The organism is Bifidobacterium sp. ESL0728, from assembly GCF_029392015.1.
Lineage (GTDB): Bacteria > Actinomycetota > Actinomycetes > Actinomycetales > Bifidobacteriaceae > Bifidobacterium.
Genome location: NZ_CP113925.1, coordinates 1,963,378 through 1,978,638 on the forward strand (window position 1 = coordinate 1,963,378; position 15,261 = coordinate 1,978,638).

Below are 15,261 nucleotides of genomic sequence, written 5' to 3' on the forward strand. Positions count from 1 at the left end.
TTCTTGATGTTAGACTAATTACCGACCGGACGGTAACTAAGTTGTTACCAAAAATCAAGGAGGAATTGCATGGCCGCAGAAACACAATCAGAAATAGTTGCGACGCCACCGAATCTGGCGCCTGACACCCAAAAACCACTGGAACACAAGATCCGCTTCGCCACGGGCTTCGCGCTGGTCTCAATCCTGTGGGCCATCCCCTTCAGCATGGGTTCTGGCGTACTGCTGCCGCAGGTCTTCTCCGGCATCAAAGGCATCTCCGCTGAGGGTGCGCTCGGCACAATGAACGCCGTCAGCTCGATCTTCGCACTGGTTTCCAACATCGTCTTCGGCACCTTCTCCGATGTCTCCAAGTTCAAAATCGGCAAGCGTACCCCTTGGATCGTCGCCGGCGGCATCATCGGGGCTGCAGGTTACTTCCTCACCGCCCATTCGACCTCACTGGTCTGGATGGTCATCGGCTGGTGCATCGTTCAGGTCGGCATCAACTGCCTGATCGCCCCCGCCGTCGCAGTGCTTTCCGACCGTATCCCCGAAGATGTGCGCGGCACCTTCTCCGCCCTTTACGGCGCCGGCCAGATCGTCGGCATGCAGGCCGGCAACTTCATCGGCAGCTTCTTCCTGACCAAGCTCAACACCGGTCTGACCATCGGCACCTGCGTCTTCCTCTTCTCCGGCATCATCACCGTGCTGATCTGGCCGCGTGAGAAGTCCGCGGAGAACAACACCAAGGCCACTTCGGCTTCCGATGTCCTCAAGTCCTTCATCCCGCCGACCAAGAACTGCCGCGACTTCTATCTCGCCCTGTTCGGCCGTCTCGCCTTTGTTATCGGCACGTTCATGATCTCCGGCTACCAGCTGCTGATTCTCGAACGTTACATCCACCTGAGCGTCAAGGCAGCCGGCACCGCCATGCAGATCATGTCGATCATCACCTTGATCGCCACCATCCTCGCTTCTGTGGTTTCCGGCCCGCTTTCCGACTTCCTGCACCGTCGCAAGTTCATTGTGGCCATCGCCTGCGTCATCATCGCCTTGGGCATGCTCGTGGCATGGCTCATACCTACCACCACCGGCATCTACATCTACGCGACGCTCGCCGGCCTTGGCAACGGCTGCTACATGTCTGTCGACCAGGCGCTGAACGTAGACGTGCTGCCCAACCCGAAGGAAGCCGGCAAAGACCTAGGCATCCTGAACCTCGCCAACACCATCGGCCAGGCTCTCGCCCCCGCCTTCACCACCATGTTCATCGGCATCACCGGCGGCTACAAGGGCGTCTTCCCTGTCGCCATCGTCTTCCTGCTGGTCGGCACGATCTTCATCATGATGATCCGCAAGGTCAAGTAAGACTCAAGTAATTGCAACGATGCCGTGTCCTTAAGTTTCATCAGGGCGCGGCATCGTTGTATATCAATCAGGAATATTATCCGATTACGCGATATACGACACCAAACCGCACCCGGTCTAGCTTCTAAGGAATAATAAGAAAGCGTCGTATATAAAAGAGGCCTTTTAATTATGTTGCATCTTCCCCATGGCAAAAAACGCGATAACAGTATCGATAGCCGCACCGCTATCCTCAATGCCGCTGTCGTCTCGTTCGGCGAAAAGGGATATTACGGGACTTCGTTGCAAAAGATCGCGAACACGGTTGGAATGACCAAGGCCGGAGTTCTCCATCACGTAGGCAACAAAGAGGGGTTGCTCGACATCGTCCTCGACGAGATATACGACCCCACCACCGAAAGCATCATGGACAATTTCAGGATGACCGACCGGCCCAACGTGGCACGCATGTGGCGCGAGGTCGTGGCCATCAACGCCAAGCGGCCCGAGCAGGTGCACATGTTCTCGACCTTGGACGCCGAGGCGATCGACCCCAAGCACCCGGCGCATGAATACTTTACGAAACGCGACCAGAACCTGCTCGAAGAGATGCTGCAGATTCCTTGGTATGTGCCCGAAAGCACCAATATCGGGGCTCTGCTTGAGGCCGGCTTCAGCATGATGGACGGCATTCAGCTGCGCTGGCTGCGTGCCCCGGAACGCGACCTCAACGAGATGTGGGCCGAATGCGAAGCAGAGCTGATGCCGATGCCATTGTGGAAAGGATATCGGTGAGTTTGTTTCACATTTTATGACTCATGAAAAATGTGAGACAAAACCGAATATTCGCTGCCAACATGGTCACTGAAAACCGTTGCGTATCAAGGGTTTTCGTCAATCAGCCGATTTTCCGGAATGCTCATTTGCCACGCATTTCCCCCAACTCGTTAAAAATGCAAGTCTTTCAACGCTGAAACACATCGGGGTGAACCGGATCGCCGGGGATGTCGGCTCGCGTATCGGCCAGACCAAGCCTATCCTGCCATTCGTCCATGGTCGTTCCGTATGGCCGGGCATCCATGCCATGCGCCTGCAGATCATCTTTCGCAAATTCAACGTCGACAATCGAAAGCCCCTCGACGAATGACTTCCAACGGGCGAAATTGGCGTTATCGTAAAAGACGTTCTTCACGGTTTGCATCAACAGCTCCGCACGCTCGATGGGCAGCGAATCCCAGTGCCGCAGTTCCACGAAATTTTTGAGCCGCACGTCATTGAAATGGGTCGAGAGAATGTGGCTGACCTCGTAGTTATTGAGCTCCCGATCGGGGTAGATATCGGCCGCGTTGCGCTTGAAGGCGACGAACTCCTGCTCGTCTTCGCTTAAACCAGCAGCCTCGGGAGTGTGGGTGAGATCGACGAACATCATCGGCGTGGCCAAGACGTCGCGGGCATAATCCTCCCAACCGAATCGCGGGTCAAAAAGTCCAGGCGTGATACCGGTGCGCTGCGGATCGGCCTTGTCCCAGATGCGTTGACGCAGAAGCGGGAACGGATTCGCTGCGCCTTCGAAATATGGGGAATTGCGGAAGAACATGGAGATGATCGGGCCAAGCGCGCTGCCAACACGCATTTTTGCGACGGCATCAGCCTCGTCGCTATAGTCGATGCTCACCTGGGTCGAAGCGGAACAGCGCATCATACAAGGCCCGTACGCTCCGACATGGCCGAGATAATCGTTCATCGCCGCATACCGGCGCTTTGGGTTGATCTTGATATCGGCAAAGCTCGTGACCGGCTGATAGCCGTAATTGATCAGCCGAAACCCAAGGTCATCAAGAATGGGGTCGATTTCGCTGCGGAACTTTGAGTAGATACCAAGCAGTTCCTCGGGAGTGTGCAGCACCCCGATGGATGTTTCGAACTGGCCGCCCGGCTCCAGCGAGAGACTGATACCCGGACGTGCAAGCCCCAGCAGATGACCGTCCTCCACGAATTCCTTGTCGGCGTCGTAGTAGGGCCGAAGCCGCTCCAGCAGCGTTTCGATACCATCGGCTTCGGCGTAGCTCACGGCCCGATCGCTGCCGTTGCGCACGGGAAGATGCTCAATCTCAACCCCATAACCGTCGTCGCGTTCGGCCTTGGCGCCGGAAGCAAAGAAGCGCAGCAGACTCTCTACATGCTTGCTGTTCACCTTCGCGCCGACGTGCGCGTAACTCACCCGTGGAGTAATGTTCATAGCTTCCATCGTATTCGCTCACACCCGCTTTATCGAGCAATTACGCGGGTTGCGCATTGAGGATATTCAGGAGTGAACTCGTCCGGCTTCACCGGTGGACTTGGCAGATTTCTTAGTCTCCTGCCCCGCGTCATCTGCTTTCGTATCGTCACCCTCGCGATACGGCACGACGCGATATTCGATGACGTAACCCATCGCGTTGGCATACCGACCGACCGTGCCCAGCCTCGGATCGGCGTTGCCTGACTCAAGCGCCGAAATTGCCGGCTGCGTGATGCCCAGGTCAAAGGCAATATCCGCTTGGCTCAGGTGCCACTCCTTGCGGATACGCTGGAGATTTTCAATAAGTCCGTCATCGTTTTGAATTTGTGAACGTGCCAAGCGCAGGTAAGATTGTACTTCTTCGCTTTCCCAATCGACTTCCACCATTATTCCCTCCAAGCAAAATATAAACTATAGTTTATATTATCAATTTTGTCATACTCTGTCAAATCTTGGAAAGTTCATTCATATCCCAATTGTTTCGCCTACACTCATCAAAGCGAAAAGCTGCTTTCTTCGCCGCTGCGGTCTGAACCAGCCAACCCGTTTCGTTATCATCGTGCTCGACTTTGCACATAAGATAAACGCAAATCACCGTGTTCGGCTTCTCCTCTGGTTCTCCGTAAAACAGACGTGCACCGATGTAACCCGAAGTTTTGATTGAACGTTGGGCGTTATTCCAATGTGTCTTAATTTCGTAAATGATCTCAGGCATCGTTGTTGCAGGATTGATGGTTCTCACCTCATAAATGGGGCGGAGATTCCCCCTTTTGGCACGTTTCAACACATCCTCGAATTCCGCAAAAGCCCTTACCGCCTGTTTCCAACGAAAGAATCTCGGAGCCACATACCTTTTGAAGGCGCTCTCGATTGTCGGGACCCCGCTCTGCGGGTACCAGTACAACGTATTGTGGCTGCCCGGCTTCGCACAGACCGAATTGCAATGTTCAGGCAGTCGTTCCCGCGTTTCGTCATACTTTGTTTTCGTGACGCCGCCCGGGGACGAATCCGTCTCTGCCGGACTTGACTTTATTTGTATTTCATCATCGATCATGCCAGCCACAGTAATACGACTGAAAACGAAATCCTAGCCAAAAGCCCTGAAAATCGGAAAAATCAAGATTTTTTCAAGGTTCCATTTCTTGGTTTCAAATTCTGAAACGGAAGATGCCTTCCGGATACAAAAAACGCGAACCCGTCAGGCACTCAGACGGATTCGCGTACACTCCCTGATGACTAATTCAAACGGCTACTTGACCGTGAATGTGACTCGCTTCAAATCACGACGACGGGAGGAATGGCCGACCAAGAGCTCGAACTCGCCGGGCTCGACGATGCGGTTGGCATCGGCGTCGACGATGGAGCAGGCTTCGATCGGGATATCGAGCGTGACCGCCTTGGTCTCGCCTGGTTCGAGATCAACCCTGCGGAAGGTCTTCAGCTCGCGGTCCGTCCAGCTCACCGACGTCACCAAATCGCCGACATAGGCCTGCACCACTTCAGTTCCAGAACGGCTGCCGGTGTTGGTGACATCTATCGAAACATGCAAGGTATCATCGGTGCCGAACGGCGTGTCGCCACCTTCGATTTGCGGCTTGCCGTAAGAGAAGGTGGTGTAGCCCAATCCCTCGCCGAACGCGAAGGCCGGGTCCTGCGTCAGGTCGGCATAACGCCAGCCGTGCTGGCCGCGAATCTGGTTGTAGTAGACTGGCAGCTGGCCAGCATCGCGAGGGAAAGTGATGGGCAAGCGACCGCTCGGGGCGGTGATGCCCATGATGATTTCGGCGATGGCACGGCCGCCTTCCATGCCTGGGCTCGGTGCCCAAATCAGGGCATCGGCGTTCAACGCGCTGTCCGGCAACACCTGCGGTTTCGAGCTCATCAGCACGACGACGAACGGCTTGCTTTCGGTTTTGGCAACGTCTGCGAGCGCATCGAGCAGCGCCACCTGACCACCCTGCAACTTGAGCGTTGCGGTGGAACGGCCTTCGCCGATCAGAGGAATGGTGTCACCTACGACGGCGACCACGGCATCGGCCGCCTTGGCCGCATCAACGGCTTCGTCGAGCTGAGCCTGATCGATCGGCGCGGATTGGGCAACCTTCGGACGGGGCTGATTGTCCGGGAATACCGGACCGAACGGATCGTCGACGAGCACCACCACTTCGGAACCTTTGGCATAGGTGACCTCAAAACCGTCGTCCTCGCCGATGGCACGCAAGCCATCGAGCACCGTCGTGATCATCTCGCGGGGCTGCCCTTCCGGCATCCACGAGACCTGGCCGGAGTTGCCGGCCCAGTCACCCAGCTGCGTCTGGGCATCGTCGGCGAGCGGCCCAACGACCGCGAGGTTGTGTATAGCCTTGCCGTCAAGAGGCAGTACCGGCTTGGCGTCCTTCGCGGAATCATCACAATCTTCCGCATTGTTTGTCTTATCAGTGGATTTCCAGGAGAATGAACCATTGCGCAAGAGCACCACCGACTCACGGGTCAGTTCAAGATTGGTCTGGCGATGCGCGTCACTGCCGATGACTGCATCGATGCGCTTCTGGTCGGGCAGACGTGGATCCTCGAAAAGCCCCAGACGGAACTTCACCGCAAGAATCCTCGAAACGGCTTCGTCGAGTTCGCTTTCTTTCAACAGTCCGGTCTTGACGGCCTCAATGGCACCGTCGTAGAACTGCTCGGTGGTCATCACCAAATCGTTGCCGGCCTTGACGGCGTCGGCTGAGGCGTGGACGAAATCAGGCTTGATCTTCTGCTCCCAGACCGAACGGCCGACGTTGTCCCAATCGGTGACCAGCATGCCCTTGTAGCCCCAGTCGCCGCGCAGCTTCTTGCTCAAAAGCCAGTGATTGAAGGTCACGGGCACGCCTTCGATGGATTCGTAGCCGAGCATGAACGTGCCGACACCTTCACGGGCGACCCGTTCGAACGGCGGCAGGAACCAGGAGGTCAGCTTGCGGTGCGAAAGGTCGGCCTCGCTGGCGTCGCGTCCTCCCTGTGTCTCCGAATACCCGGCGAAATGCTTGGCGCAGGCCAGAATGGCGTCTTTGGCCAGCGGCTCCCCCGCTTTGGCGCCGCCTTGATAACCGCGAACCATCGCGGAACCGAATTCACCGATCAGCGTAGGATCCTCGCCAAAGGTCTCGCCAACGCGGCCCCAACGGGTGTCGCGGGCGATGCAAAGTACCGGAGAGAACGTCCAATGCACGCCGGTCGTCGAAACCTCCTCGGCCGTGGCACGCGCAGCCTTCTCCACCTTGGCCGGGTCCCACGAGGAGGCCATGCCCAACTCTTCCGGATAGATCGTGGCACCGGGCCAGAACGAATAGCCGTGAATGCAATCGTCGCCGACTACCAGCGGAATGCCGAGCCTGGTCCGTGTGCGCACCATTTCCGCAGCCTTGGGCAAATCGCTCGGGCTGGTGTGCAAAATCGAGCCAACATGCCGCTCGACGATGAGATGTTCCAGATCACCTCCACGGGCGTCAAGCTGGAGCATCTGCCCGACTTTCTCCTCAAGCGTCATGCGCCCCAAAAGATCGGCGATACGCTCTTCATCGGAAAGTTGTGGGTTCCGATACGGTAATTCTTTGTTTTCTTGCATTTTATTATCCTTGATATTCCCTTATTACCGAACACTTTGCTCATCGACTACTATGACGGCAATCCTGGCCGGAAAGCACAAATTGATTCACACTTCCTTTGTATCAATATCTATCAAAGCACAAACATATAGATAGCAGAACCATGCTGATTCTATCCCAACCAATTCGAGATAGATAATAGATATCAGCAACACACATTGATAGGCAATATCCATAAAACCGCTGGTCATATGATATTCCAATAAACCACTGCCGAAATTCGCGCGTTTACCTAAAATAACTGTTATTGAACCATCACTACTTGATGAGGAGCGTCGTTATGACCACGGATAATCGCAGCACGTTGTTTTCGCCGTTGACCATCGCCACACCGGACGGGACGGGACTCAAGATGCGCAACCGGACCATCCTCTCCCCCATGTGCCAGTACGCCGTGGATCGGCAGGACGGAGTGGCCACTGACTGGCACCTGCAGCATTACGGGGCCATCGCTGCCGGCGGGTTCGGGCTGCTCACCGTCGAATCGACCGGCGTATCTCCGGTTGGCCGGATCTCACCCTATGACCTCGGGATGTATAGCGACGAGCAAGTAGACGCACACCGGCATCTGGTTTCGTTTATCCATTCACAGGGCGCTGCGGTGGCCCTACAGCTCAATCACGCCGGGGGTCGCGCTTCCGGCAAGCCCTGGCTTCCCGGCTCGCACGGTGGCTCGGCACCGCTCGAAGACGGCGGATGGCAAACGGTCGGAATGACCGACCAATCCATCGCCAAAGGCTACCGTCCCACCACGAAACTGGACAAAGGCGGAATTTCGCAGATTGTCTCCGACTTCGCGCAAGCCGCTCGCCGGGCCGACGCCGCAGGATACGACGCCATCCAGATTCATGCCGCGCACGGCTATCTGCTCCATCAATCGCTTTCGCCGCTGACCAACACGCGAACCGACGAATACGGCGGCAGCGAGGAGAACCGGTCCCGTCTGACCCGTGAGGTCGTTGACGCCGTGCGCGCCGCTTGGCCGGCTTCCAAACCGCTCGGCATCCGCATTTCCGCCACCGACTGGGTCGAAGGCGGGCTGGATATCGACGTCACTTCGCGACTGATGCACGATTTGGTCGTCAACCACGGCATCAACTGGGTCGACGTTTCTTCCGGCGGCCTGGTCAACACCCCGCTGCAACCTTCGGGCCCCGGCTTCCACGCCATTCTCGGCGCGCAGATGAAGCGGGCGCTGGCCGACACCGATGCGGTCGTGAGTGTGGTCGGCGGCATTTCCAGCCCGGAACAGGCCGAAACCATGCTGCGCACCCATCAAGTCGACGCCGTTTCCATCGGCCGCGCCGCCATGCGCAACCCGCACTGGCCCGCGATGGCCGCCGCCCGCCTCGGTGTTCCGCGCGAGGCCAATCCTGCCGCGCCACAATACTGGCGTGCCGAATGGTGAAAGCGGTTCTTGCAATTCATTACTATTGATAGATATTCATACAATTCGATATGCAACGCTTATCGCCAAGTCTCAGACAAAAACAGGCACGTGTCATTGGTCACCTTGGCCATGCACTCGATGCGATTCGTCCAGCGGACCATGAATTTTTCTTTGGCTTTCTGCCACATATCTGTTTTGCCGACACCTTTAGCAATACGAGATCCTCGATTTTAGCTGACATCGCTATTCGCATCGGCATACCATCCAACCCTGCTTAACATGGAATCGACGTTCCCGGATTCAAAAACCGCGACAGTTGGCGGCACAATTCCAATACGAGCAACACGAGCACGATGTATCGCATATCAAAAGTTGGGCGAAACCTTACGAACAGGTATCGCCCGACTTTTGTTTTGCCCTATCGCTATGCAGACAGGATCAGCTCGGTCTCAGTCGGCCTTTTCCAGCTTTTGCTCGTTCTTCTTGGCGGCGGCGATCATCAGCTTGATGCGGTTCAACTGGTTGGCGGCTGAAGCGCCGGGATCGTAGTCGATCGAGACGATGTTGGCCTCGGGATGCAGCCTGCGGATCTTGCCGAACATACCGCGTCCGGTGACGTGGTTGGGCAGGCAGGCGAACGGCTGGGCGCACACGACGTTCGGGCAACCGGACTTGATGAGTTCCAGAATCTCGCCGGTCAAAAGCCAGCCTTCGCCGGCCTGCACACCAATCGACGTGACGGTGGAGGCGAGCTGAACCAGTTCCGGCATCGGAGTGTCCTGGCTGAATTTGCCATGCGCCGTATCAATCGCGCGACGCACCGGGTTCATGATCCGGTCGAGCCCCCAGCGCATCACGGCGTACGCCTTCTGGTTGCCGCCCATGCCAAGGTTCCTTTCCTTCCAATCCGTGATGTACGGACCGGTGGTCATGAACTCCATGATGCCGGGCACCACGGCCTCGCAATCCTGGGACTCGATGACGTCGACCAAGTGGTTGTTGGCATCGGGATGATACTTGACCAAAATCTCGCCGACCACGCCGACGCGCGGCTTGCGCGGGATGTTGCGCAACGGTAGGGAGTCGAAGCTCTTGACGATCTCCTTGAGCAACGTCTGATACGGCAGATAGCCCTTGCCGATCTTCCTTTTTGCGGTCGTGGAATGGCCATGGTGCTCGATGGTCTCGCGCACGATCTTGTCCCACATCTCGTAAAGCCTGTTGGCGCTGCCCTTGACCTTTTCATAAGGACGCACGCGGTAATGGCATTTCATCAGCAAATCGCCGATGACCAGCGCCTTGATCGCACGCCACAGCAGTGTCGGAGTCGCGGTGAAACCGGGGTTGTCCTCAATGCCTTGGGTGGAAAGCGCGATGACCGGCACCTGCGGATAGCCCGCGTCGACCAGCGCCTTGCGGATCAGGCCGTAGTAGTTGGTCGCACGGCACATGCCGCCGGTCTGGGTGATGGCCAGACAGACCTTGTCGGGGTCGTACTTGCCCTTGATGATCGAATCGACCAGCTGGCCGACAACCATGATGGCCGGGTAGCAGGCGTCATTGTTGACGTACTTGAGGCCGGTCTCCACGTCCTGCTGGTCGGCCATCTTGAGCACGTCGAACTTGTAGCCGCCGGAACGAATCACTGCCTCCACCAAGCTCATGTGCACCGGGCTCATCTGCGGGGCGACAATGGTGTAGTCGCGGCGCATATCCTTCTGGAAACGCACCTTGTGGGCGTAGGCGGTAATCGTGCCCTTGTTACGCTTGCCGATCTTGCCGTCGGCGGGCTTGTTGCCCGTCTTGGAGGTGACATTGGCCCTGTCGGTCTTGGCGGTGCCGATCGCAACCGTCTCGCCGTTGGCGCGACGCGAGGCTTCCTTCATCGACTCGGTGAGCTTCGGGTTCGCCTTCATGACGCTGTCAAGCAGCACCTGACGGCCCGGGGTCGGGGCTGCGGAACCGGTCTTGCGGAACTCGCCCTGCTTGTCGGCGGGGACTTCCGCGTTATCGGAATCTTCAGAGGTATCGGAAGAAGCTTCGGCATCTTGCTTGGCGGTTTCCGCCTTGTTCTGAGCAGCATCGACGGCGGCTTGGGCAGCGGCCAATTGCGCCTTGGCTGCTTCGAGCTTGCTTTCGGCATCCTTCAGCTCGGCTTCGCGCTTGGCGGCGGCCTCTTCGCGAGCCTTCGCCTCGGCGGCCTTCTTGGTCGTATCTTCGGCGGTCATTTGGGCAGGTTCCATAGCACCTTCTTTATTGGGGGCATTTGCAACGGACTTCGCTTCAAGCTTGGCCTTGTTGGCCTCGCGCTCTTCGACGGCCGCTTTGAGCGAACGCAGACGAATCTTCGCCGCGCCGAGGTTGCTGACCTCGTCGATCTTGAGCAATGTGTAGACATCGGCCTTGTCGGCGAGGATTTCGCTGACCTGGTCGGTGGTGATGGCGTCGATGCCGCAACCGAAGGAGTTGAGCTGCACAAGCTCAAGCCCCGGGTAGGATGCGACGAAATTCGCCGCCGCATAGAGCCTGGAATGGTAGGCCCACTGATTGGCCACGCGCAACGGCATATTGATGACCTTGCGGTCGCCGACCTCACGGAACCCGCCTTCATCCTTGGCCTTGGGGTCCTTCTCGCCCTTGCTCAGGTATTCGCTCAAATGCAGGTTTTCGCCCGGCTGCAGCTCGCAGATGGAATCCTCGGAAAGCACCGCCATTCCAAGCGAGCAGATGGTTTCGGGGATGCCGTGGTTGATTTCGGGGTCGATATGGTAGGGACGGCCGGCGAGCACGATGCCGCGGCAGTTGTGCTCCTTCATATAGGCGAGCGCGCGCAGGCCTTCCTGCTGCACGTCGTGCTTGAAGATCTTGTCTTCGGCGTATGCGGCCTTGACGGCCTTCTCGGCCTCTTCGCGCGTGACGTTGGTCCACGCGAATTCCTCAACGATGCGGTCGACCATCAACTCATGGTCGGCAAGATTGAAGTAAGGACGCATGTAGCGGATGCCGGGTTCACGCAGCTCGGCCATATTCGCTTCTATTACAACCGGATAATTGGCGACAATCGGGCAATTGTAATGGTTGTCGGTGTTGCCCTCGACCAGGTTCTCTTCATAGGAAACGCAGGGATAGAAAATGGTCTTGACGCCGCGGTCGAGCAGCCACTTGATATGTCCATGCACCATCTTCGCCGGATAACAGATGTTCTCGGAAGCAATGGATTCGATGCCGGACTGGAAAAGCTCATGGCTGCTTCGGCCGGAAAGCCGTACCTTGAAACCGAGGTTGGTCAAAAGGGTGAACCAGAACGGATAGTTCTCGTACATGTTGAGCACTCGCGGAATGCCGATTTCGCCGCGGTATGCCTTCTTGTCGGTAAGCCTACGGTAGGCGAAGACGCGCTTGTACTTGTAATCGTAAAGGTTCGGCCTGTCGCTGCGCTCCGCTTTGGCGTCGGCGCCGCGTTCGCAGCGGTTGCCGGTGACGTAGCGCGAGCCGTCCTGGAACGTGGTGATGGTGAGCTTGCAGCGGTTCTGGCAACGCTTGCACACGTCACGCTCGGAGGTCATCGAGAGATGGTCGAGTTCCTCGCCCTGCACGATGGTCGACTTGGTATGTTCCGCGGTTTCATCGGTATCGTGCGCATCTTCGTAATGCATACGCGCGGTCAGCGCCGCACCAAACGCACCCATCAGACCTGCGATATTCGGCCGGGTGACCTCTTTGCCGGTCAACAGCTCGAAAGCACGCAACACGGCGTCGTTCAGGAATGTGCCGCCCTGCACCTCGATGGTGTCGCCGAGCTGGCCGGAATCGCGCAGCTTGATGACCTTGTAGAGCGCGTTGCGCACCACGGAATAGCAGAGGCCGGCCGCGATGTTCTCGACGCTCGCGCCTTCCTTCTGCGCCTGCTTGACCGACGAGTTCATGAACACGGTGCAGCGCGAGCCCAGGTCGACCGGGTGGTCGGAATTGAGCGCGGCCTGAGTGAATTCCTCGATGGTCAGACCCATGGAATACGCAAAGGTCTGCAGGAACGAGCCGCAGCCTGACGAGCACGCTTCGTTGACGGAAATCGAATCGATGACGCCGTCGGCGATGGCCAAGTACTTCATGTCCTGTCCGCCGATGTCGATCACAGCGGTGACGCCGGGGCTTACCATTTCGGCGCCGCGATAGTGCGCCATGGTCTCCACCACGCCTTCATCCAAGTGCAGGCCGGTGGTGATCAGCCCTTCGCCGTATCCGGTGGCGCAGCTGCGGGCAATCCAAGCCTCGGGGGGTAGCGCGTTTTCGATCTTGCGCACGATTTCGACGGCCGCATCGAGCGGGCTGCCGTCGTTGGTGCCATAAGACGACCATACAATCTCACGGTCGTCGTTGATCAATGTCGCCTTGATGGTGGTGGAACCGGCGTCGATGCCGAGGAAATGCGGGCCTTTGGCACCTTCGAGCGTGCCGACCTTGACTTGTTCCTTGCCGTGGCGTTCGTTGAACTTGCGACGGTCCTCTTCGGTCGGGAAGAGCGGCGGCATTGTGGCGGTGTCGACCGGCTTGTTCTTGAGGGCTTCGAGGTCGTCGATGATCTCTTGGCAGCTATGCGGCTCGAAATGTTGGCCGGAATCGAGCTCGTTGTCGTCACCGCACATCAGCGCGGAGCCGTAGGCCACGTAAAGGTGGGCGTTCTCGGGAACGATGAACTTGTCGACCTTGCCTTCCAGCGCTCTGGCAAAGGCTTCGCGTAGCTCTGAAAGGAAGAAAAGCGGCCCGCCAAGGAAAACGACGTTGCCATGAATCGGGCGACCGGAGGCCAAGCCTGCGATGGTCTGTGTGGCGACGGCCGAGAAGATGGAGGCGGCCAGATCGGGCTTGTCGGCGCCGTCGTTGATCAGCGGCTGCAAGTCGGACTTGGCGAACACACCGCAACGCGAAGCAATCGGGTAAAGCAGCTTGTAGTCCTTGGCCATATCGTTGAGGCCGCTGGCATCCGTATCGAGCAATGTGGCCATCTGGTCGATGAACGCACCGGTGCCGCCAGCGCAGGAGCCGTTCATACGCTGCTCGGGGGTCGGCTTCAAGTACGTAATCTTCGCATCCTCGCCACCGAGTTCGATGATCACGTCGGCTTCGGGATAGACCTGGTCGATGGCCTTGGTCTCGGCGATGACCTCCTGGACGAACGGAACGTGCATATCGTCGGCCAGCCCCAGTCCGCCGGAGCCGGTGATGGCAAGATTGATCGGCTGGCAGCCGCGGCCTTCCTCTTCAAGCTGTTTCTTGATGTCACGCAGCAGCCCTGCCACCGTGGCGCGTACATTGGCGTTGTGCCGCCGATAATCCGCGAACAGCACGTCCTTCAGGTCGTTGCTTTTGTCGAGCACAACGGCCTTGACCGTAGTTGAACCGATATCGAGCCCGACTCGCAGGGGCGTAACTTCATGCTCCGTCGTCTTGGTTTCCATCACGTCAGCCATGCCTGAATCCTTTACCGTTTCCGTAAACCCACCGCGTTTTGCGCAATCTGCCACCGTGAGTTTACACACATATACATAGCAAGATTAGTCGCGGCACAACCCATCAGCCAGATAGATTGCAACGATTCAGCTAAAAGAAACAACCATTGTGACTTACATCTCTTGACAATACGAATGATTCATGCATGTCCATATTGTCGCATTCATTTTACATAAGTGTTATCACAATATAATTTCAGAGACCAAGGAATCCTCCACGATATTTGAATCATCGCACAGAAAATAAAAACGATTGAAACGGCTTCAGCTGGCAGCGCCTTCACCGGCCGAGCGGTCCTTACCGTAGACCTCTGGAATGAAACGGTGCTGGTCGTGCAGCTTGGGCCAGATCACGGGTGCCAGCGTGCCTGTCTCATCGTGCGCACGCAACGATGCCGGCACATCGATAATGCGCTGGTTGCTCGAACCACGAAATTGCAGCAGGGAATCGTGATGGTCCTTCATATAGCGGCCGTCCACCAGTACGTCGACATAACGCAAAAGTTCCAGCTTATCGGAGCTTTCGCCGGTACGCATGAGCTCTTCCCACGTATAGCCGGTCCAGCACCAGATGTCTTTGTCGCCTCCGAATTCCTCGCGGATACGCTTGGAGAGTTTCAGCAATACACCGGTATTGAGCAAGGGTTCGCCACCGAGATACGTAATACCTTGAACGACGCCCTGCGACAGATCTTTGATGACCTTGTCCTCAAAATCCTGCGCATAAGGGTGGCCGGCCTGAAAATCCCAGATGGATTCGTTGAAGCATTCGACGCAATGGAACGGGCAGCCGGAAACGTAAACGGAGCAGCGGATCCCTTCGCCGTCGGTCATCACCAGCGGCTTGTAGTCGGCGATCATGTCGTGGCTCAGCTTGTCGCTGGTCCACTGCCCCGCCTTCGGGTTGTTGGCATACTTCGTGGGAATCCACGGCCCACGGTTCTGCTCGTCCGCCGCGAAATCATGCAGCTTGCCGCCTACCAGCTTTCCCATTTACTTCCTCTTTCAAATAGAACAATCCATCACAACCCTAGGATGTGGTTTCTCTCTCGCAAAAAATCATTCATTGCTTACGCGGATTATGACGATATCATTTTGGAA

The 15,261-nt window shown here is 57.2% G+C and carries 9 protein-coding genes; 3 read left to right on the forward strand and 6 right to left on the reverse strand.

Going from position 1 to position 15,261, the window contains the following annotated elements:
* The first annotated feature begins 69 nt into the window (after positions 1-69).
* Positions 70-1,350, forward strand: a complete 1,281-nt coding sequence (locus tag OZX67_RS07475) for an MFS transporter (RefSeq protein WP_277142193.1) — start codon at positions 70-72, stop codon at positions 1,348-1,350.
* 171 nt (positions 1,351-1,521) lie between these two features.
* A complete protein-coding gene (locus tag OZX67_RS07480) occupies positions 1,522-2,124 on the forward strand; it encodes a TetR/AcrR family transcriptional regulator (protein ID WP_277142195.1) in 603 nt (200 codons plus the stop codon).
* Between the two features lie 169 nt (positions 2,125-2,293).
* Here OZX67_RS07480 and OZX67_RS07485 read toward each other — a convergent pair whose 3' ends face one another.
* The 4 genes from OZX67_RS07485 to OZX67_RS07500 all read right to left on the reverse strand — a co-directional run bounded on the left by OZX67_RS07485 (position 2,294) and on the right by OZX67_RS07500 (position 7,220).
* Positions 2,294-3,568: a glutamate-cysteine ligase family protein gene (locus OZX67_RS07485; protein ID WP_277142197.1), complete on the reverse strand. Its 1,275-nt coding sequence runs from the start codon at positions 3,566-3,568 to the stop codon at positions 2,294-2,296.
* Between the two features lie 66 nt (positions 3,569-3,634).
* Positions 3,635-3,997 carry a helix-turn-helix transcriptional regulator gene (locus OZX67_RS07490; RefSeq protein WP_277142199.1) on the reverse strand — a complete coding sequence of 121 codons (363 nt, stop codon included), beginning with the start codon at positions 3,995-3,997 and terminating at the stop codon, positions 3,635-3,637.
* A gap of 58 nt (positions 3,998-4,055) precedes the next feature.
* The gene (locus tag OZX67_RS07495; RefSeq protein WP_277142201.1) at positions 4,056-4,664 is read right to left on the reverse strand and encodes a hypothetical protein; all 609 of its coding nucleotides are present in this window, start codon (positions 4,662-4,664) and stop codon (positions 4,056-4,058) included.
* A gap of 195 nt (positions 4,665-4,859) precedes the next feature.
* Positions 4,860-7,220, reverse strand: a complete 2,361-nt coding sequence (locus tag OZX67_RS07500) for a glycoside hydrolase family 3 N-terminal domain-containing protein (protein ID WP_277142203.1) — start codon at positions 7,218-7,220, stop codon at positions 4,860-4,862.
* A 320-nt stretch (positions 7,221-7,540) separates the two neighbouring features.
* On the opposite strand from OZX67_RS07500, the gene OZX67_RS07505 reads away from it, so the two are divergent.
* Positions 7,541-8,668: a tRNA-dihydrouridine synthase gene (locus tag OZX67_RS07505; RefSeq protein WP_277142205.1), complete on the forward strand. Its 1,128-nt coding sequence runs from the start codon at positions 7,541-7,543 to the stop codon at positions 8,666-8,668.
* A gap of 431 nt (positions 8,669-9,099) precedes the next feature.
* Here the strand turns inward: OZX67_RS07505 and OZX67_RS07510 are convergent, their stop codons facing one another.
* Positions 9,100-14,121 (reverse strand): acyl-CoA dehydratase activase-related protein, encoded by a 5,022-nt coding sequence (locus tag OZX67_RS07510; protein ID WP_277142208.1) that lies wholly within the window; start codon positions 14,119-14,121, stop codon positions 9,100-9,102.
* 303 nt (positions 14,122-14,424) lie between these two features.
* Positions 14,425-15,153 carry an anaerobic ribonucleoside-triphosphate reductase activating protein gene (nrdG, locus tag OZX67_RS07515; protein ID WP_277142210.1) on the reverse strand — a complete coding sequence of 243 codons (729 nt, stop codon included), beginning with the start codon at positions 15,151-15,153 and terminating at the stop codon, positions 14,425-14,427.
* Between the last annotated feature and the right edge of the window lie 108 nt (positions 15,154-15,261).

Excerpts from the sequence above, each read along its gene's own strand:
- OZX67_RS07475 (WP_277142193.1), top strand. The coding sequence starts at position 70 with ATGGCCGCAGAAACACAATCAGAAATAGTTGCGACGCCACCGAATCTG.
- OZX67_RS07505 (WP_277142205.1), top strand. The coding sequence starts at position 7,541 with ATGACCACGGATAATCGCAGCACGTTGTTTTCGCCGTTGACCATCGCC.
- OZX67_RS07495 (WP_277142201.1), bottom strand. The coding sequence starts at position 4,664 with ATGATCGATGATGAAATACAAATAAAGTCAAGTCCGGCAGAGACGGAT.
- OZX67_RS07490 (WP_277142199.1), bottom strand. The coding sequence starts at position 3,997 with ATGGTGGAAGTCGATTGGGAAAGCGAAGAAGTACAATCTTACCTGCGC.
- OZX67_RS07480 (WP_277142195.1), top strand. The coding sequence starts at position 1,522 with ATGTTGCATCTTCCCCATGGCAAAAAACGCGATAACAGTATCGATAGC.
- OZX67_RS07485 (WP_277142197.1), bottom strand. The coding sequence starts at position 3,568 with ATGAACATTACTCCACGGGTGAGTTACGCGCACGTCGGCGCGAAGGTG.
- OZX67_RS07510 (WP_277142208.1), bottom strand. The coding sequence starts at position 14,121 with ATGGCTGACGTGATGGAAACCAAGACGACGGAGCATGAAGTTACGCCC.
- OZX67_RS07500 (WP_277142203.1), bottom strand. The coding sequence starts at position 7,220 with ATGCAAGAAAACAAAGAATTACCGTATCGGAACCCACAACTTTCCGAT.
- nrdG (WP_277142210.1), bottom strand. The coding sequence starts at position 15,153 with ATGGGAAAGCTGGTAGGCGGCAAGCTGCATGATTTCGCGGCGGACGAG.